The sequence below is a fragment of the Streptomyces sp. P17 genome, from assembly GCF_032436805.1.
GTDB lineage: Bacteria > Actinomycetota > Actinomycetes > Streptomycetales > Streptomycetaceae > Streptomyces.
On record NZ_JAVRBF010000003.1, the window covers coordinates 1 to 18,582 of the forward strand.

15 protein-coding genes are annotated in these 18,582 nt (G+C 68.1%); 11 read left to right on the plus strand and 4 right to left on the minus strand.

Going from position 1 to position 18,582, the window contains the following annotated elements:
- Positions 1-1,667, plus strand: a 1,667-nt coding sequence (locus tag RMT89_RS02200) for a site-specific integrase (RefSeq protein WP_315882179.1), incomplete at its 5' end; no start/stop codon positions are given.
- On the plus strand, positions 1,664-2,125 hold the full coding sequence (locus RMT89_RS02205) for a hypothetical protein (protein WP_315882180.1): 462 nt from the start codon (positions 1,664-1,666) through the stop codon (positions 2,123-2,125). The genes RMT89_RS02200 and RMT89_RS02205, both read left to right, overlap by 4 nt.
- Positions 2,126-2,162: 37 nt before the next feature.
- Here RMT89_RS02205 and RMT89_RS02210 read toward each other — a convergent pair whose 3' ends face one another.
- Positions 2,163-2,684, minus strand: a complete 522-nt coding sequence (locus RMT89_RS02210; RefSeq protein ID WP_315882181.1) for an NUDIX domain-containing protein — start codon at positions 2,682-2,684, stop codon at positions 2,163-2,165.
- A gap of 54 nt (positions 2,685-2,738) precedes the next feature.
- Between RMT89_RS02210 and RMT89_RS02215 the strand changes: the two genes are divergently transcribed.
- The 4 genes from RMT89_RS02215 (at position 2,739) to RMT89_RS02230 (ending at position 7,022) form a co-directional block, all read left to right on the plus strand.
- A complete protein-coding gene (locus RMT89_RS02215) occupies positions 2,739-3,179 on the plus strand; it encodes a hypothetical protein (protein WP_315882182.1) in 441 nt (146 codons plus the stop codon).
- Positions 3,176-5,044, plus strand: a complete 1,869-nt coding sequence (locus tag RMT89_RS02220) for a hypothetical protein (protein ID WP_315882183.1) — start codon at positions 3,176-3,178, stop codon at positions 5,042-5,044. Before RMT89_RS02215 ends, RMT89_RS02220 begins: the two co-directional genes overlap by 4 nt.
- Entirely contained in the window at positions 5,041-6,654 is a 1,614-nt protein-coding gene (locus tag RMT89_RS02225; protein WP_315882184.1) for a hypothetical protein, read from the plus strand. The genes RMT89_RS02220 and RMT89_RS02225 overlap by 4 nt, the downstream gene beginning before the upstream one ends.
- Before the next feature lie 137 nt (positions 6,655-6,791).
- Entirely contained in the window at positions 6,792-7,022 is a 231-nt protein-coding gene (locus RMT89_RS02230) for a hypothetical protein (RefSeq protein WP_315882185.1), read from the plus strand.
- Positions 7,023-7,024: 2 nt separating this feature from the next.
- Here the strand turns inward: RMT89_RS02230 and RMT89_RS02235 are convergent, their stop codons facing one another.
- The 3 genes from RMT89_RS02235 to RMT89_RS02245 form a co-directional block, all read right to left on the minus strand.
- Positions 7,025-7,516, minus strand: coding sequence for a hypothetical protein (locus RMT89_RS02235; protein WP_114059034.1), 492 nt, complete (start codon positions 7,514-7,516; stop codon positions 7,025-7,027).
- Between the two features lie 412 nt (positions 7,517-7,928).
- A complete protein-coding gene (locus RMT89_RS02240) occupies positions 7,929-9,710 on the minus strand; it encodes a reverse transcriptase domain-containing protein (protein ID WP_315882186.1) in 1,782 nt (593 codons plus the stop codon).
- Positions 9,711-10,207: 497 nt separating this feature from the next.
- Positions 10,208-10,903, minus strand: coding sequence for an IS5 family transposase (locus RMT89_RS02245; RefSeq protein ID WP_315882187.1), 696 nt, complete (start codon positions 10,901-10,903; stop codon positions 10,208-10,210).
- A 505-nt stretch (positions 10,904-11,408) separates the two neighbouring features.
- On the opposite strand from RMT89_RS02245, the gene RMT89_RS02250 reads away from it, so the two are divergent.
- The 5 genes from RMT89_RS02250 (at position 11,409) to RMT89_RS02270 (ending at position 18,534) form a co-directional block, all read left to right on the plus strand.
- Entirely contained in the window at positions 11,409-11,567 is a 159-nt protein-coding gene (locus tag RMT89_RS02250) for an SDR family NAD(P)-dependent oxidoreductase (protein ID WP_315882188.1), read from the plus strand.
- Positions 11,568-11,642: 75 nt separating this feature from the next.
- Positions 11,643-12,920, plus strand: coding sequence for an IS701 family transposase (locus tag RMT89_RS02255; RefSeq protein WP_315882189.1), 1,278 nt, complete (start codon positions 11,643-11,645; stop codon positions 12,918-12,920).
- Between the two features lie 289 nt (positions 12,921-13,209).
- On the plus strand, positions 13,210-15,405 hold the full coding sequence (locus RMT89_RS02260; RefSeq protein WP_315882190.1) for a discoidin domain-containing protein: 2,196 nt from the start codon (positions 13,210-13,212) through the stop codon (positions 15,403-15,405).
- A gap of 266 nt (positions 15,406-15,671) precedes the next feature.
- Positions 15,672-17,843: a discoidin domain-containing protein gene (locus RMT89_RS02265; RefSeq protein WP_315882191.1), complete on the plus strand. Its 2,172-nt coding sequence runs from the start codon at positions 15,672-15,674 to the stop codon at positions 17,841-17,843.
- A gap of 85 nt (positions 17,844-17,928) precedes the next feature.
- Positions 17,929-18,534 carry a hypothetical protein gene (locus RMT89_RS02270; RefSeq protein WP_399497461.1) on the plus strand — a complete coding sequence of 202 codons (606 nt, stop codon included), beginning with the start codon at positions 17,929-17,931 and terminating at the stop codon, positions 18,532-18,534.
- Positions 18,535-18,582: the final 48 nt, after the last annotated feature.

Consider the following 18,582-nt stretch of genomic DNA (forward strand, 5'->3'; position numbering starts at 1 on the left):
AATCACTACATGGAATCCACGAAACCCCAGGTCACAACCACAATCTGAGATCTCTACCGAACCCGGGGCGGTTCAAAATGCCCAGCGGCCGGACCGAGAACAAGACTCAGCCCGTCGACGACGCCGTCATGCAGCCGATGCTGGCCGCCGCCCTGTTCCTGATGTCCTCCCTGGGACCGCACGCTATTGAACTCGCCCGCCAGATCCGGGAGGCCGACAAGCTCTCCGTCCGCAAAGCGCGAGGGCTCCGCGCGGTCCACGTGGTTCCGCTGGCTGAATTCACCGAGCTGCTGAGCGAGTACACGGATACGTGCACACCTTTGCCGATGCTCGCCGACCACCACGTCGCCGACCGGCTTGCCAGCGGCTGGTCCGCCGATGACCCCCTCCTGACGGTGGCCACAGGAGTCCTGGCCCGCCAGGCCGGGATTACCCAGTTCGAGGCCCGGTGGATGCGCTGCCTGCGCGGCCCGCTGGAAGACGCGGTCGCGTCCGTCGGGGTGAAGGAGGTCTTCGCCCGGGACGCCGTCGAGATCACCATGGCGGACACCTCGTCCGTGTTGCCCTGGACCTTTCCTCTGCACCGGCTCCAGGCCGTCGCTCTGGTCGGCATCGTCCGCACCGCCGCGATGATCGTGCTGGCCGCGGCCTCCGGCATGCGGGCGAGCGAGTTGATGGAGCTTCGCATCGGCTGCCGGCTTCCCCTCGAAGAGCCCGTCCCCGGGCTCACCCGCTACCGGCTCGCCAGCAAGGTCGTCAAAGGGCAGCCGCTGGGCGGCACCGACGACGAATGGGTCGTCATCGAGCCTGTCTATCGCGCCGTCGAATTCGCCGAGGACCTGCACGATGACCGCCAGGAGGGCGCTCTGCTCTTCGGACGGTTCGCCTTCTCCGTCCGCTACAAGTGGTTCCGCAACTGGGTCAACTCCCCGGCAGGACATCGCCTCGGACTCGCTCCCATCCCCGATGGACAGGTCAATCTGAGGAGGCTGCGTCGCACATTGGCGCTGGAAATGGCCTACCGGCCGGGCGGCGTGCTGGCCTCCAAGCTGCACCTAAAGCACATTGCAGTGGCCACTACAGAAGGGTATGCCTCCCGCCCTGGCGGGGCTCAGGCCGAGTTGCTGGCCGAGGTCAACAAGCACGAGAGCGACCGGAACTTGGACCTGGTTCTGGAAGAGTTCCGGAACTTCCAGCAGGGCATTCTCCCGGCCGGCCCCGGCGCCCGGAGCCTCACCGAGTTCTTCGCCAGCATCGACGAGAAGCTCGAACCGGCAACAGCGTCGGCGCCGAAGACCCAGCGCAGTGACCGCGACGTGCTCAACCTGCTGACCAAACGCGCCAGGGTCCTCCACCTCGGCCCGGCGAACTACTGCTGGTTCACCGACCCGTCCCGGGCGCTCTGCCTCAAGCTGGCCGGCACCCCGACGGCCGATCGTCCGCTGGTCGGGATGTGTGACTCCGCCCGCTGCCCGCAGGCCACTCATCACCCTTGTCACCGGCCCGTCTGGGCCGAACACGCCGAACGCACCGAGACTTTCCTCGGCCAGCTCGGCGCCACACGCAGGACCGAACGCACCCGGCTGCGGGCCGACTACGACCGGGCCCTCCGCGTCGTCGCCGAGATCGACGCTGGCAGCGCCACCATGGACGAGGAATCCGCATGAGAATCTCCGCAGCCCAGCGGACCGAGAACGAGAACCGCATCCGAGCCGCCATGGACCGCCTCTTGCGCGGCGAGATCCCGCCCGGCGGGAAATGCGACATCAAGACCCTCGCCAACGAGGCCGCCGTCGACCGCACCGCGTTCTACGGCACCCGCCCCTACGCTCACCTCCGCGTCGAGTTCGAACGCCGCCTGCGGGCCCTCCAAGATGCCGACGAGATCCCCGACCCCCGCGAAGCCCAGATCGCCCGCCTCAAGGCAGAGAACGCCAAGCTCAAAGCCCGGATTGCCCAGTCTGGCGAGACGATCGACAAGCTCACCGACTTCCGCTCCCAATCCCTGGCTCGCCTGGCCGCGCAACACGAAGAGATCGTCCGGCTCCGCGAAGCCTCCGCCGGAACCACCCAAGTCAGGCGGCTTCCAGCACCACGAACCACGGTGATCGGGTCCTGCAGCTGAAATGCCCGCCCTGGACCGAGGCCACCCGCATCGCCGATCACCCAGCTGCCAGTTCGCCCGCACCGCTGCCGGATCCGGACTCCAAGTATCGACGCAGAGCTTCCCGCCCTCCCGGAACGAAGCACCATTGATCAATCACGTCGCGCAGTTCGTCCAACGTCAACCATTCCTGCCAGCCGATCTCACCCGGGTCCGGGACCAGGCGTTCCGACACGACAGCCTCATGCACCCCAAACCACACGGGGCTGATCCCCTCTCGGCAAAGGAACTTGAACATGAAGCGGACGGGCACACAAACGCCCAGCTCTTCGGACAGTTCCCGGGCCGCGGCTTCCTCATACGACTCGCCCACGTTCACGGCGCCACCGACCATCACGTCGTAGTAGCCAGGGAACCGGGAATGCGTCTCGGACCGCCGCAGCACCAAGATCCGCCCTGCCTGATCACGGCAGATCGTCGTGGCAATGCGATGCGGCCAGTGCTGACGCTCCGCCTCGCCTCGTTCGACGACTCCCAAGACGCGGTCCTGCTCATCCACATGCTCCACCAATTCGCTCACGGAGGCACGATCTCAGCACCCACTGACAGCGCGGCCCCAGGAACACGAGAGAGAGTGACCTGCATCACAGGGGGTCCTGCGGAATACAACACAGCCGACCATCTGCGTCGCGAAAGCCGCCTCTGCGATCGGACCTGCTCAATCGCCACACGGAGTCATCTGCACACGGCCTCTGCGGACACAAGGCACTCCTTCGCGCTGCGCTGGTACTCGGTCGGCCGACTGCTCTACGAGCGGCAGGTCGCGCACCTGAACGCTGAGGAGGTACGCGACTTCCGCGCCCAGTTCGGCGACACCTGGTATCTGGTCAAGACGCTGCTGGGGCACGCCGACGTGACCACCACCATGGATACCTACCTGGAACCCTTCCGCGACCTCGACGTCTCGCTGCTGATCGAGCACGCTCACGGTTTCGCGCTGTCGGCCCTGATGGCGTCCATGTTCGCCACGCACCCGCAGGTCCTGTCCGACCCGCTCGCCGGAGAGCCGTCATGACCCGCGCTGCGGGGCGCCCGGCTGCGCTGCCGACACCCGGATACCAAGCGCCGCAACGGTTGTTCCTCGACGACGGCCAGTGCCTGGTCCGCTTCTTCCCCGAGCGCGGCGGCCCGCCCGTCGACTACGACTTCGCCGCCTTCCCCATCGCCCGCGAGCTGGTGGTGTGGCTGGCGACCGCCTTCGCCGGGGCGACCGGCCCGGCCGGGCGGCGCAGAACGACCTCCTCGGCCCTGAGCGCCTACGGTCTGCTGCGCCGCTTCGCACACCACCTGGCCTCGCTCAACCGCCCGCCGGCACATCCGGCGCAGCTTCGAGCCGCCCACCTGGAGAGCTTTCAGATGGCCGGTCTGGGCACGCCGAACCTCAACCGGGAGCTGCCGACGCTGCGCTCGGTGCTGCGGTTCGCACCCGAGGGGGCCGGGCAGGACTTCCTGGCGCGACTGGCCAGCAAGGGCCTGGAGCGCAACTCCACGCCCGCCGCCAGCTACACCACGGCCGAGTTCGACCGCATCACCACCACCGCGCGCTCCCAGCTCAGGCGGGCCGCCGAGCGGATCTTCGCCGGGCGGGAATTGCTGGCCCGCTGGCGAGCCGGACAGATCGACGCCGAAGCAGAGCCGCGAGCCTGGCAGCACGGCGAGCTGCTGGATTACGTGGAGCGGCACGGCGACGTCCCGCGCAGGGACACCCGCTGGGGCTGGCAGCCCGACATCTGCGTCCGTCCGTTCGGGGCGGGCCGGCTGATGGCGGACCTGCACCTGACCTTCGCCGACATCGGCGCGGCCGGCGTGCTGCTGCTCTGCCTGACCGGGCAGAACTACAGCACGATCTCCACAGCTACGGCGACGCACCACCGCGCCGACGGGCACACCGGGACCACCGCGACTGCGGTGGTGGACCTGGTCAAGCCGCGCCGCGGCCGGGACCGCGCACACATGCCGACCGCGTTGTACGGCAGCGCGCCCGGCGAGCCAGGCGGCATCCCGCACCGGCAGTTCGACCTGCACACCCCGTTCGGGGTCTACGCGCTGCTGGTCGATCTGGCCGGCCCGGCACGGGCGCACCTCGGAACGGACCAGCTCCTGGTCTTCTTCTGCTCCAAGGGCGTGGAGAAGGCTCGCGGATTCCGCACCGGCCTACCCAATGCGATCCTGGCCAGCTGGAGCCGTGGCGCGAAGCTGAGCGCCGACGCCCTGGACGAGGACGGTCGTCCGATTCCGCTCGTGGTCGACAGCCGACGGCTGCGGATGAGCTGGCTGGAACGCCACCAGCAGCCGGTCGCCCACACCGAACGGACGCTGGCGAACGAGTATCTGGCCCGCAACCGCGGCAACCTCGCCGAGTACCAGAAGGTCGTCGCCGACGTGCTGGAGGAGCAGCTGGCCGGCGCGAGGGCCGCACAGGTCATGCGCGTGCTGACTGCCGCCGACGTCGCCGAGGCCCGGCAGAGGCCCGAGGCCGTCGCCAGGCGCCACGGCCTGGAGACGGCCACTCTGAAGAAGCTGTTGGCCGGGGAACTGGACACCGTGCTGGGAGGCTGCACCGACCATCTGGCCAGCCCGCACAGCCCGGCGGGTGAGCCCTGCCGGGCCTCGTTCCTCCTCTGCCTGTCCTGCCCCTGCGCCCGCGCGACTCCGGCGCACCTGCCGGTGCTGATCGCCGTCCAGGACGGACTGGAGGCCCGCAGGCAGGAGATGACACCTCTGCGCTGGGCCGAACGATTCGCCGGGCCCGTCGCGCAACTGGCCGACCTGCTCGCCAGCTTCCCCACCGCGACGATCGCCACGACCCGCACCAAGATCACCGCCGAGCAGCGCGCCCTGGTCGAGCGGTTCCTGACCCGAGGACTCGACCTGACATGATCATCCCGGACACTGCCCCGGCCCCCTCTACGCCTGCACTGCCCGAGCCAGACACACTCGTGCTGCTCAACCGGCCGTTGCGCCCCGGGACCGACCCCAGCACCCTGTCGGTCTTCGCCGACCAGCGCTGGCGCCTTTCACCCGCCGTCTTCGAGGGCCACACCACCGCGTTCTCGATCGACTTCAGCCCCATCACGGCACCGTTCCTGCATACGGTCAAGACGCTCACGTGGTTGCTGCTCAACCACACCAGCGCCGGCGTCTCCACCTTCTACTTCCGTCCGCGCACGTTGGCGATCACCACCATCACCTGCATGTTCCGCAGCCTCCGGCTGTTCACCGACTGGCTCCACGGGCGCGGCCGGACGTGCTTCGGCGAGGTGTCGCTGGCCGACCTCGATGACTACGCCGCGCACGTCAAAGCAACCGAGACCAGCCATGGCCAGCGCGAAGACCGGCTCTCGATCGTGAACCGGGTGTGGTCCTACCGGGACCTGCTGCCCGAGGCCGACCGGCTGCCGCAAACACCGCCCTGGCGCGGCGAGCGCATCCAGGACATCCTCCAGCAGCGGCGCGCCATCCGCGAAGAGAACCGGACGCCCCGGATCCACCCCGAGACGATGTCGGCGCTGCTGGCCTGGTCCCTGCGGTTCGTGGAGACCTTCGCCGAGGACATCACCGCGGCATTCAGCGAACACCTTGTCCTCAGCGAGCGCAGCGGCCGCAGCCGCGGGGGCCGGGCCATTCCCCCACCGCGGCGCCCGAAAGGCGCGCTGACCGACGACCTGCGCGTCCTGCTGAGCGATTACCGTGAGCGGGGACGTCCGCTTCCCGGCATCCGGGACAACGACGGCACGCTCCGGGTCAACCTCTCGCATCTGGGAAAGGTGCTCGACACGGCCCGCGGCGCGCTGGACAACCCCAGCAACCGCGCCGTTTTCGCCGAGATGGGGCTGCCCGTCATCGAGGGCACGCCGCTGGACGCGCCGGTCGCCGGGCGGTTGGACGGCCGGCCCTGGCACGACGGGGCCATCGAATACACCGAGGCCGGGTTCCTGGCCCGGCATCTGAGTACGGCGTGCTTCATCGTGATCAGCTACCTGTCGGGGATGCGGTCAGGCGAAGCCCTCAGTCTGAAACGCGGCTGCGTCGAACGAGATCACGCCCACGGCCTGGTCCTCCTGCGCGGCAGACACTGGAAAGGTGTCCGCGACGCTGCCGGCGACAAAATGCCCGAGGGCGAGATCCGGGCCGATCCGTGGGTTGTCACCGAGGCCGTCGCCACCACCGTCGCCGTCCTGGAACGGCTCCAAACGAGCACCTGGCTGTTCCCGGCGACGTTGTTCACCGACGGCCGCGACGGCGCGACCATCCTGCGCAGCCGCGTCGGCGGCTCCCGGTCGGAGACTCGGATCAACCACGACATCGCCGAATTCCTGGCCTGGGTCGAGACCTACTGCACCGAGCACGGCCGCAGTGACCGCATCCCGCCCGACCCGGTCCACCCGGTCATCTACTCCGCTCGCCTGCGCCGCACCCTGGCCTGGTTCATCGTCCGCCGGCCACGGGGCCTGGTCGCCGCCGCGATGGCGTCCCGCCGGGTGGTGTAGCCGATCAACGGACCGGAACTCGCAGGTCACGCCGGGTACTTCGACCGGCTGAGGCACTCCCCGCGCCTGACCGGGCCACTTCGCGTGCCGCGCCAACGGAGAGATCATCGCGAGCCAGGTACCGGAAGGCGAAGCGCATGATCGCTTACACCACCTCGCGGGACGCGACCGCCGCCGCCATCCAATACGGACACCTCCGCGTTCAGATGACCCTCGGCTACGCCGGAAACTACGCCTCCGGCTTCCCCGACGACCTCGCCTTCGAAGACTGGCTGGCCCGGCTGGACACTCTCGCCGACGCGCACCAGCGCCTACGTGAGGACGTGTCCCCTGGCCCGATCTTCACGAGCACAGGGCACAGTTGCTAGCCCTACTTCTCGATGACGAAGTAGATGGCCCGGTGCTCATCCACCTTCTCCAGCAGGCCACTGTCCGCCAGTCGTCGGTACACCTCTCGGATGTACTTCTCGGAGGGGTGGTAACCGGCATCTCGCAGAGTCTGCATTCCGCGGCTCGGGTCCCAGGTTCCGCCGAGCGCGCGAACGGACTTCTCCAGGGACTCTCGCTGGGTGTTCTCAGCCTTCTGCACCTTGGCCATGTGGTTGCGGATGCTTTCAGGGGCGCCCTTGTAGTCGCAGTGGTCGCACTTCTTCCAGGCGCCCGCTTCGACGGCTGCGTCGGTGACGGGGTTGTCGGGGCCGTAGCCCTGGCTCTTGAGGAGTTCGGCAACGGAGCCGTTGTGGTGGACGGCGAGGTAGGCGGCTTCGGCGATCTTGTCATGACCGGCGGCGAAGGTGCGTCCGTAGCCGATGGCGGTCTGGCAGCCGCAGTGGCAGCGGTTGGTGGTCGCGGTGTCTGTCATGCCGTCAGGTTAGCCACTCCGGAAGCCTCTAGCAAGGCTTGGAAACCCTTGGATTTCTAGGGTGATAGAAGGTGGGTGGCGCTCCGTGCCCCACGCTGGGCGCTACATGTTTGGCCGGTTCGAAGCAACAACTCGCAATGGGCGAGAGAAGAGACGGGCGGCACCGAGCGGGCCGGGCCCTGCCCCGCCGCGGCCAGCCGGCGCGTCATCAAGGTGACCATCGCCCACTTCACATACGCCTCGTGGGCCGCGGCGGTGCGCTCGTAATCCCTCACCAGGCGACGGCAGTTGACCAGCCACGCGGTTGGGTCGGCCGCGCGGCGAGGTGCTCACCATGAGGGCGAGTCCTGTTCCGCGCGGCCTCCCGCCGAACCGGACATGACGGTTTCCCGGTCACCCGGCTCTCCAGTGACTACTGCATGAATGGTCTGGCTGGCCGTTCCGCGTGGATACGGTCGTGGCAGGTGTCGCAGGCCACGACGGTTTTGCGCCGTCGGTGAAGCATGACGCGCGCCCAGTCGGAAGGCTGCCATCCGGCATGCGCGAGATCGGCGAGAGCACGGACATGGTGCACTTGCACGTTGCCGTTACTTCCGCAGATCTCACAGGTATCCGCAAGGAGCCTCGCGATGAGTTCCTTCTGCGGATAGTCCACCCGCACCGGCTCACGATCGGCGAGTTCCGCCGCCCGCTGCCGTTGGAGAGGAATCCCACCGAATCGTGCCACCAGCGGTTTCCTGTTCTTCCGCTCGATACGGGCCTCGAAACAGACTCGGGGCCCGTTGGGCGTGTCGATTCTGGTCTTGTGCTTGGTGGCCATCTTCGACACTGACGAGCGATGCTTGGCCGCAAGAGTCTTGAGCATAGAAGTCTCCATGACCCATTGCAGCCGGTGCAGCCGGAAGACATCCCCGGCAAGCAGGTAGTACTGGACGACACCCCGATATACGGTCCCGTAGGTTGCCACGATCGCATGATCGCTGCTATTGGTCAGGGCCGTCGTCTTCGCGGGTTTTCCGCGATCCATGTAGGGGGCGCACTTGGCTTTGATCACGTCCTGTGGGACACGGAGTGCTATCTGGCCGTTGATTCGGCGGTAACGGCCAGTCTTCTTCGTGTCGTTGTGCTGGGTCGTGATCTCGTAACCGAGAAACCTTGCTGCCCGGGTACGGGCGTGAGTGATCAGCGTTTTCTCCCGAGACAGTTCCAGCCTGAGTTCGTCACGCAGGAACTGGGCCAGGCGTTTTTTGATCTGCTCGGCCTCGGCTTTCGGTCCGGTGAAACCGAGGAGGTGATCATCCGCGTAGCGTATGTAGCGCAGCCTGCGGTATCCCGGATCGCTGGGATCCGCGCTCGGCAGGCTGACCATCTGCTGACGCAGCGCACGGGCCTGGACCCGGTCGCCGCGCCGGCGTGCTTTCGCCAGCAGATTCTGCAACTCCAGATATGCCGGGTTGCGGGCCCGGCGCTTCCCTCGGGTGTACTCCGGAATCAGAACTGTCTCGACGAACTCATCCAACTTGTGCAGGTAGATGTTGGACAGGATCGGGGAGGCCACTCCGCCTTGCGGCGCTCCGGAGAGCGTGGCGCCCCATCTCCAGTCCTCCAGGTATCCGGCCTTGAGCATGTTGCGCACCAGCCGCAGGAACCGCTGGTCATGGATCTTCTCGCCGAGGATCGACAGCAGGACCTCGTGGTCCAGGCTGCCGAAGCAGTCGGCGATGTCCCCTTCGATGAACCAGGACGTCCCGGTCCAGGTGTGGTCCACCTCCCGCAAAGCGGTATGGCAGCCCCGGCGGGGACGAAACCCATGAGAGCGGCCGGAGAACGTCGGCTCGTAGTACGCCTCCAATAACAGGCGGACCACCTCACCCACGAGTTTGTCCGACCAGGTCGGTAGCCCCAGCGGACGCGTCTTCCCATTCTTCTTCGGGATATGGACGCGCCGGACCGGGCGGAAGCGGTAGCGCTCGTGGCGCATCGCCTCGGTGATCCGGTCGATCTTCCGCTGTGACATGCCGTCCACGGTTTCCGACGTGACCCCGGGCGTCATCGCACCATGGTTGGCGTAGATGCGCCCGTAGGCCAGCAGATACAACTTCGGGTTGAACAGCTGCCGATACAGTTCATCACACGGCAGGCCACGCCCGCCGCGTTCACGCAGGACACCCAGCACCGTTTTGGCGCTCTGCATTACGCATACCTCCCGGGTTCAAGTGTCCGAATCACCTGGCCCCCTTCGCCCGATGCAGACGGCTTTCCCGTCCTCCCTGGCCGGTCGTGACTCCGGCGACTACTACGGGGCCTCCGTCGCCATAGGACTCTCATCCCGTAGGCGATCCCACGTTCGTCCCTGCTGTACGTTCTAGCGCGACACAGGCGTCCCACTCATCTCCTTGAATGTCCTCGCTGGACATCGCTCCGCACCCCGGAAGTGCCCCGGCCAACAATCGAAGCTGGAGCAGAGCGCGGCGCCGGTTTCAGTTGTCAATTCCGGCGGATGGGAACTTGCATCTTCTGGAGATTGGGCTTCAAACAATCCAGTCTTCGCCATATCGCGCGGGCCGCCCAGCGCACCGTCACTGACAACTGAGCCCGGTCGCTGGTTTTCTGACATGCTGTTGTCCCCTTCACCTTTCGGATCCAGGTAAGTCATCCGGCCCAGGAACCTCCTTCCGAGTTCCTCCCGGCTCAGCCGGGGATACAAACAGAGCGCCTCGTGGCGCACAACGTCCTCTCCACCACCCAGCGCCGCGGCAGTACTGCGAAGCCACTCATGTCATCGCTGCGACGCACTACCTCGACCTTCAGGGCGAGGTTCTCGCGTGCCCAGTCGATCAGCGCGCCGGCGTAGCCGCTGTCGGCCCACACCAGAGCAACCCGGGCGAACAGCCGGTGCACGGCACTGAGCAGGTTCACGCCCGCGTCGCGGTCCTGCAGGTCGGCGGCGGTCACCAGCACCACCAGCAGCAGTCCCAGGCAGTCCACCGCGATGTGGCGCTTGGAGCCCGAGACCAACTTCGCCCCGTCGTAGCCACGGCGTTCTCCGGTGAGCGTGGCAGCCCCGCGCAGGGACTGGGAGTCGACGATCGCGGCGGTCGGTTCGGGATCGTCCCGGCCCTCGATGAGCCGCAGCTGTTCACGGAGCCGGTCGTGCAGGACGTCCAGGAGCTCCTCGGCCTGCCAGCGACGCGCGAAGGCGTAGACGGCGCCCCAGGGCGGGAAGTCGGCAGGCATCGCCCGCCACTTGATGCCCTCGGACACCAGGTAGCGCACCGCGTCGAACATCTCGCGGTGGCAGTAGCCCTCCGGATTGCCCCCGCGCCCGCACAGCCAGCCCGGCAGCGGCATCACCCGCCGGATGACCTGCCACTCCTCATCGGTCATGTCCGTGGAGTAAAAGCGAGCCCGCAACGGACGGTCGCCGGCATTGCCGTACAGATGCGCGAGACAGTCGCACGGTGCCGTGAACCGGAGGTCTGGCAGCGGACGATCAGGAGCACAGGCGATAGCGTGAGGCACAACGAGGCTCTGTTTCTTGCGGGTTCGGCGTAGACAACCGACACGCTAGGAGCGGGGCCTCGTCCTCGTGCCCTCTTCCGCCACCAGATCACACGATCAAGCTCGTCGTACGGACCGCCATCGAACACAAGAGGGTTGGAAAACAGCTAGTAACTGGCGGGCGTCCCGCAGCATCATCGGTCGCTGACGTCGGCGCTGCCGGGGATGGAGGCACGAGCGGAGGGCGGGTCCGGATTCGGATCCCGTTGACAGCCCAGTCGTCGATTCGCCCGCCCGTCCCTCGTCCAAGCGCTTCGACGTACGCGATATCGTCCGCCCACTGACGGCGGCTTCGCCCGGACTCGAGCGTCGCTCCAAGAGAGTTCTGATCGTGCCCACTATTGCCATCATCGGCGCCGGCCCCGGCATGGGCCTGGCCATCGCCCGCACCTTCGGCAGCCGCGGCTTCGACGTCGCCCTGATCGCCCGCACCAAGGAAAAGCTCCAGACGCTGGTCGGACAGCTCAGTCACGGCAGCTGTAAGTCTTGATCGTTGAGGCGTCCGTGCAGGTCAGGGTGGGGGTGACCGTAGACACGGGAACGGCCACCGTGATCATTGACGTGTGTGAAGACGATCAAGAATCAGGTGGCCGTGGAGGCCACGATAGCCGAGCGGGTCTGGACGGCGGCGTTCGGGTCGCTGATGGCGGCGGTGGCCGTCTGCTTCCCGCGCCGGGACTCGCGGATGCTGGGCCGGGAGATGACGCAGGGCATGCTGATGGAGCTGGAGCGGCGCAACTGCTGGACCCTCGCCGAGGCACTCGGGCACGACGGGCCGCACCGACTCCAGCACTTCCTCTCGCGCGGCGCCTGGAACCATGACCTGGCCCGCGACCGTCTCGCCGCCTGGGTCGCGGCCGAACTCGCCGACAACGAAGCCGTGTTGATCGTCGACGAGACGGGTGACGAGAAGTCCTCCACCGACTGCGTGGGAGCCTCCCACCAGTACTCCGGCTCTCTTGGCGGGGTGGGTCTGTGCCAGGTCGCCGTCCATCTCACCTACGCCTCGCCGCGCGGTCACGCCCTGATCGACCGCGAGCTCTACCTGCCCGCCGCCTGGGCCGAAGACGAGGAGCGCAGGCTGCTGCGGCACGTGCCCGACGAGGTCGCCTTCGCCATCAAGCCTCAGCTGGCCGCCGCCATGCTGCACCGCGCCCGTCAACTCGGCCTTCCCGCCCGCTGGTTCACCGGCGACGAGGTCTACGGCAGCCTGGAGCTGCGCCGCACCGCCCGCACGCTGGGCTTCGACTACGCCCTGGCGGTCAGGGCCGACCATCGCGCGAGCACTGCCGTGGGCCGCTTCAGCGCCACTGAGCTGGCGGCGAAGGTGCCGGCCAGGGCCTGGATGCGACGACGTACGGGCAACGGCACCAAGGGCGACCGCCACTACGACTGGGCCCTGATCGACGTCCTGGCCGACGACGCCCCCGCAGGCCGGGACGAGGCCGGGCACGCGTTCCTCGTCGTGCGCCGCCACCGATACACCCGCGAACTGTCCTTCTACCGCTGCCACTCCACCACCCCCGTCAGCCTCGCGGTCCTCGTGAACATCATCTGCACCCGCTGGAAGATCGAGGAGGATTTCCAAGGCGCGAAGGGCCTGGCGGGACTCGACCAGGGCCAAGTGACCTGCTGGACCTCCTGGATGCGCTGGAGCCTGATCAGCCTGTTCGCCGCCGCCGTCCTCGCCGTCACCCACGCTGCCACCCGCACCGTCGACGGAACCGATCACGGCCTCCAACTCGCCCCGGCCAGCGGCCGCGAACTCCTGGCCGTCCTGCGGATCACCGCACTCCCCACGCCCCGCCGCGACCTCGAGCACGCCCTGCACTGGTCTGCCTGACGCCGTCACCACCGGCACCAGGCCACTGAGGCCCACCGCCGATGGAACAACATCACCGCGGCGGCGACCACATGACCGGAGCCAGACGATCAAGACTTACAGCTGCCGTGTCTGACGTTCCGCCAGGCCTACTCCGGCCTCCCCTGATTCCTCCCGGACCCCCGCGCTGGCCATCACCCTTAATGCAAGCCAAAAGAAAAGCCGTGTCCGGAACCTTGACCGCGACCGGCACGGCGGGCAAGGTTCCGGAGAGCGCTCTCCCGCTCATTCCGTGTCAAGGAGTCTCCCCATGCCCACAGTTGACATCCCGCCAGCGGCACCGGTGCCACGCAGACCCGGCCGCCGCGGCATCGTCGGCGTGGTGGTCACCGCGCTGACCGCCGCCCTTCTCGCCCTCACCCCCGCCAAGGAGGCCCAGGCCGCACCCGTGCTGCTGTCGCAGGGCAAGCCGGTCACCGCCGCCAGCCAGGAGCAGGCCGGCACCCCCGCCACTGCCGCCGTCGACGGCGACAACGGCACCCGCTGGTCCAGCGCCTTCTCCGACCCGCAGTGGATCCGCGTCGACCTCGGCGCGACCGCCTCCCTCACCCAGGTCGAGCTGCGGTGGGAGGCCGCGTACGCCAAGTCCTACCGCATCGAGACGTCCCAGAACGGCACGGACTGGTCGACGGCCTACTCCACCACCAGCGGCGCCGGCGGCACCGAGACCGTGAACGTCTCCGGCACCGCCCGCTACGTCCGCATGCTCGGCACCGCCCGTGCCACCGGATACGGCTACTCCCTCTGGGAGTTCAAGGTGTTCGGGACCACGGACGACGACCCCGGCCCCGTCATCCCCGGCGGCGGCGACCTGGGCCCGAACGTGCACGTCTTCGACCCGTCAACGCCCGGCATCCAGGCCAAGCTGGACCAGGTCTTCAAGGAGCAGGAGTCGGCGCAGTTCGGTTCCGGCCGGCACGCCTTCCTGTTCAAGCCGGGCACCTACAACAACCTCAACGCGCAGATCGGCTTCTACACCCAGATCGCGGGCCTCGGTCTGCGTCCCGACGACACCACGATCAACGGTGACGTGACGGTCGACGCGGGTTGGTTCAACGGCAACGCCACCCAGAACTTCTGGCGCGCCGCGGAGAACCTCGCGGTCAAGCCGGTCAACGGCACCAACCGGTGGGCGGTCTCGCAGGCCTCCTCCTTCCGCCGCATGCATGTCAAGGGCGGTCTCAACCTCGCTCCCAACGGTTACGGCTGGGCCAGCGGCGGCTACATAGCCGACAGCAAGATAGAAGGCCAGGTCGGCAACTACTCGCAGCAGCAGTGGTACACCCGCGACAGCGCCATCGGCGGCTGGTCCAACAGCGTGTGGAATCAGGTGTTCTCGGGTGTCGAGGGCGCGCCCGCCACCAGCTTCCCCGAGCCCCGCTACACCACGCTCGACACGACCCCGATCTCCCGCGAGAAGCCCTTCCTCTACCTGGACGGCAACGAGTACAAGGTCTTCGCGCCCGCCAAGCGGACCAACGCCCGCGGCACCACCTGGGAGAACGGCACCCCGCAGGGCGAGTCGATCCCGCTCAGCAAGTTCTATGTCGTCAAGCCCGGCGCCACCGCCGCCACCATCAACGCAGCGCTCGCCCAGGGCCTGAACCTGCTGTTCACCCCCGGCGTCTACCCCGTCGACCAGACGATCAACGTCAACCGGGCCGGCACGATCGTGCTGGGCCTCGGCCTCGCCACGATCGTTGCGAACAACGGGGTGACCGCGATGAAGGTCGCCGACGTCGACGGCGTGCGGCTGGCCGGCTTCCTCATCGACGCCGGACCGGTCAACTCCCCCACGCTGCTGGAGATCGGCCCGCAGGGCGCGTCCGCCGACCACGGGGCCAACCCCACCACCGTGCAGGACGTCTACATCCGCATCGGCGGCGCGGGCGCCGGGAAGGCAACCACCAGCATGGTGGTCAACAGCGACGACACGATCATCGATCACACCTGGGTGTGGCGGGCGGACCACGGTGAGGGCGTCGGGTGGGAGACCAACCGGGCCGATTACGGCGTCCGCGTCAACGGCGACGACGTACTGGCCACCGGCCTGTTCGTCGAACACTTCAACAAGTACGACGTCGAGTGGTACGGCGAACGCGGCCGGACGATCTTCTACCAGAACGAGAAGGCGTACGACGCACCCAACCAGGCCGCCATTCAGAACGGCTCGACGAAGGGCTACGCCGCCTATCGGGTCGACGAATCGGTGAACACCCACGAGGCCTGGGGCCTGGGCAGCTACTGCAACTACAACGTCGATCCGTCCATCCGGCAGGACCGCGCCTTCGAGGCTCCCGTCAAGCCGGGAGTGAAGTTCCACAGCCTCCTCGCGGTCTCGCTCGGGGGCAACGGCCACTACAACCACGTCATCAACGACACCGGCGACTCCACGGAGCCCGCCGGCACCTCGACCGTGCCGTCGACTGTCGTGTCGTACCCCTGACGCTTCGTCCGCCGGCCGCCGGATGATCCGGCAGCGGGCCGGCACCCAACTCCCCTCCGGTCCGGGTGACATCCCCGCGCCCCGGCCCGGAGGGGCCCCGCGGCCCGGCGCCTGAACACGGGTGCCCGGGGCCGCACCCCCGCAACGCTTTCATGCGACCGTGCCGTGCCGTCCGGGGCGGCACGCCGCGGCCACACGCCGGACGGGGACCGGGGACCCCCTGGTGAGCGCTCCCCACCCGGCCCACCGACCTGACAGGAGCAGATGTGTCCAGACCCCACTCACCACCCCTCCTGACCCGCCGCCGCACCGGTCTCTCCCTGCTGGCCCTCGGCGCGCTGGTGGCGTCGTCGTTCACCCTCGCCGCCGCGCCCGCCCAGGCGGCGGAGACCCTGCTGTCTCAGGGCAAGCCTGCCACCGCGTCGTCGCAGGAGGGCGACGCGTACGCCGCGTCGGCTGCCGTCGACGGCAATCTGACCGGCACCCGCTGGTCCAGTCAGTGGAGCGACTCGCAGTGGCTCCGGGTAGACCTGGGACAGAAGGCGGACCTCAGCCGGGTCGTGCTGACCTGGGAGACCGCGTACGGCAAGAGCTACCAGATCCAGACGTCCGACAACGGCACGGACTGGCGCACCCTGAAAACCGTGACCGGCGGTGACGGCGGCACGGACGAGGTGGCCGTCTCCGGCTCCGGCCGCTACGTGCGCATGCTGGGCACCGAGCGGTCCGGCGGCTACGGCTACTCCCTGTGGGAGTTCCAGGTGTACGGGACCACCGACGGCACACCTCCCGTCGAGGGAGGGGCGGTCGAGGTCACCGGCTCCCAGGGGAACTGGCAACTGACCGTCGGCGGGCAGCCGTACACCGTCAAGGGACTGACCTGGGGCCCGGCCATCGCCGACGCCCCGAAGTACATGCCGGACGTGAAGTCCATGGGCGTCAACACGATCCGCACCTGGGGCACCGACGGCGGCACCAAGCCGCTGCTGGACTCTGCGGCGGCCAACGGCATCCGCGTGATCAACGGCTTCTGGCTCCAGCCGGGCGGCGGCCCGGGCAGCGGCGGCTGCGTCAACTACGTCACCGACACCACGTACAAGACCAACATGCTGACCGAGGTCTCGAAGTGGGTGGAGACCTACAAGTCGCACCCCGCCACGCTGATGTGGAACGTCGGCAACGAGTCGGTGCTCGGCCTGCAGAACTGCTACAGCGGCAGCGAACTCGAGGCGCAGCGCAACGCCTACACCTCCTTCGTCAACGACGTCGCCAAGAAGATCCACAGCATCGACCCCGACCACCCGGTCACCTCGACCGACGCCTGGACCGGCGCGTGGCCGTACTACAAGCGCAACGCGCCCGACCTGGACCTGTACGCGATGAACTCCTACGGCAACATCTGCAACGTCCAGGAGGACTGGGAGAAGGGCGGCTACACCAAGCCGTACATCATCACCGAGGGCGGACCGGCCGGCGAGTGGGAGGTGCCCGACGACGCCAACGGCGTTCCCGACGAGCCGACCGACGTGCAGAAGGCCGAGGGGTACACCAAGGCCTGGGACTGCGTCACCGGCGACCGGGGTGTCGCCCTCGGCGCAACCCTCTTCCACTACGGCGTCGAGCGCGACTTCGGCGGTATCTGGTTCAACCTCGTGCCAGGCGGACTGAAGCGGCTGTCCTACTACTCCGTCAAGAAGGCGTACAGCGGATCGACCGCCGGCGACAACACCCCACCCGTCATCACGAACATGGCCGTCAGCCCCGCCTCGTCCGCCCCGGCGGGCGGCGAGTTCACCGTCCGCGCCGACGTGCGCGACCCCGAGGGTGACCCGGTCACGTACAAGGTGTTCCTCAGCGGCAACTACGCCAACGGTGACAAGCGGCTGGTCGAGGCCGAGTGGCGGTCCACCGGCAACGGGACCTTCGCCGTGAAGGCCCCCGAGAAGCTCGGTGTCTGGAAGGTGTACATCCAGGCCGAGGACGGCCGCGGCAACGCCGGCATCGAGACGAAGTCGGTCAAGGTCGTCGCCCCGCCGGTGACCGGCACGAACGTGGCACTGAACAAGCCCACCACCGCCTCCTCCTTCCAGCCCTCCTACGGCGACTGCCCGTGCGAGCCCGCCAAGGCGACGGACGGCAAGTCCGGCACGCGCTGGGCCAGCGAGTGGAGCGACCCGCAGTGGATCAGCGTCGATCTCGGCGCCCCCACCGCCATCCGCAAACTCCAGCTGGTATGGGACCCGGCCTACGCGAAGTCCTACGAAGTCCAGGTGTCCGACGACGGGAACACCTGGCGCACGGTTCACACCACCACCGACGGCAACGGCGACATCGACACCATCGACGTCGCGGCGACCGCACGGCACGTCCGTCTCCAGCTGAAGGCGCGTGGCACTGGTTGGGGCTACTCGCTGTACGAGTTCGGCATCTACAGCTGACGCACCACGCCATACCCCCGGCAGGGGGCAGCGCTCAGCCCCCTGCCGGGTCACTGCACCGCATGGGCTGGAGGCCCTCCACGAGATGGCGCTCGAAACCCGCGCGCTGCTCGGCAGCGCTCTCGTCGCGACCGTTCCCGGCATCGGCACGGTGGCCACCGCGGCCGACCGGAGAGTTCCACCCCGCCGACGCTCACAACGGGCACACGATGGCGGTGTCGCCCCAGGCCTCCGCCCGACGACCCCGACGGGAACCGCGTACATACCGGCTGTTCCCCCAGTCACCGGACCGACCCCGTCCGACGCCACTCCGCCGCCGCGCTACCACAAGGAGTTCCAGGCCAACTGCGCCGTCACCCACACCGCGCCGGACGACCTCGCGTACCCGGGGCAGCCCGGCAAGTCCCACGACCACACCTTCATGGGCGGCACGACAACCAACTCCGGCAGCACCTGGGACAGCCTCTGCGGCGGCAACACCACCTGTCCCGCACCGGCCGACGTCCGCCGGGCCGCTGGTCGCGGCTACGCCTTCCACTACGTCTTCTTCAACGCATGGGCGGAGCGGACCCTCAAGGCGCTGGTCGACCGCTGCTTCGTGGGCGGCTACCGGTGCGACACGTGCGACACGTGCGACACGTGCGACACGCGCGGCTGCGACCAGAACTACCCGGGCTCGCCCCGGTGCTGAACGAGGACCACCGGCTGCCCTGATCCGGCCGGTTCACAGGGGCCCGGC

What these genes read in the sequence shown, in the direction of transcription:
- RMT89_RS02225 (WP_315882184.1), top strand. Translation starts at nt 5,041, where the DNA reads ATGATCATCCCGGACACTGCCCCGGCCCCCTCTACGCCTGCACTGCCC.
- RMT89_RS02270 (WP_399497461.1), top strand. Translation starts at nt 17,929, where the DNA reads ATGGCGCTCGAAACCCGCGCGCTGCTCGGCAGCGCTCTCGTCGCGACC.
- RMT89_RS02260 (WP_315882190.1), top strand. Translation starts at nt 13,210, where the DNA reads ATGCCCACAGTTGACATCCCGCCAGCGGCACCGGTGCCACGCAGACCC.
- RMT89_RS02240 (WP_315882186.1), bottom strand. Translation starts at nt 9,710, where the DNA reads ATGCAGAGCGCCAAAACGGTGCTGGGTGTCCTGCGTGAACGCGGCGGG.
- RMT89_RS02220 (WP_315882183.1), top strand. Translation starts at nt 3,176, where the DNA reads ATGACCCGCGCTGCGGGGCGCCCGGCTGCGCTGCCGACACCCGGATAC.
- RMT89_RS02230 (WP_315882185.1), top strand. Translation starts at nt 6,792, where the DNA reads ATGATCGCTTACACCACCTCGCGGGACGCGACCGCCGCCGCCATCCAA.
- RMT89_RS02245 (WP_315882187.1), bottom strand. Translation starts at nt 10,903, where the DNA reads ATGACCGATGAGGAGTGGCAGGTCATCCGGCGGGTGATGCCGCTGCCG.
- RMT89_RS02205 (WP_315882180.1), top strand. Translation starts at nt 1,664, where the DNA reads ATGAGAATCTCCGCAGCCCAGCGGACCGAGAACGAGAACCGCATCCGA.
- RMT89_RS02235 (WP_114059034.1), bottom strand. Translation starts at nt 7,516, where the DNA reads ATGACAGACACCGCGACCACCAACCGCTGCCACTGCGGCTGCCAGACC.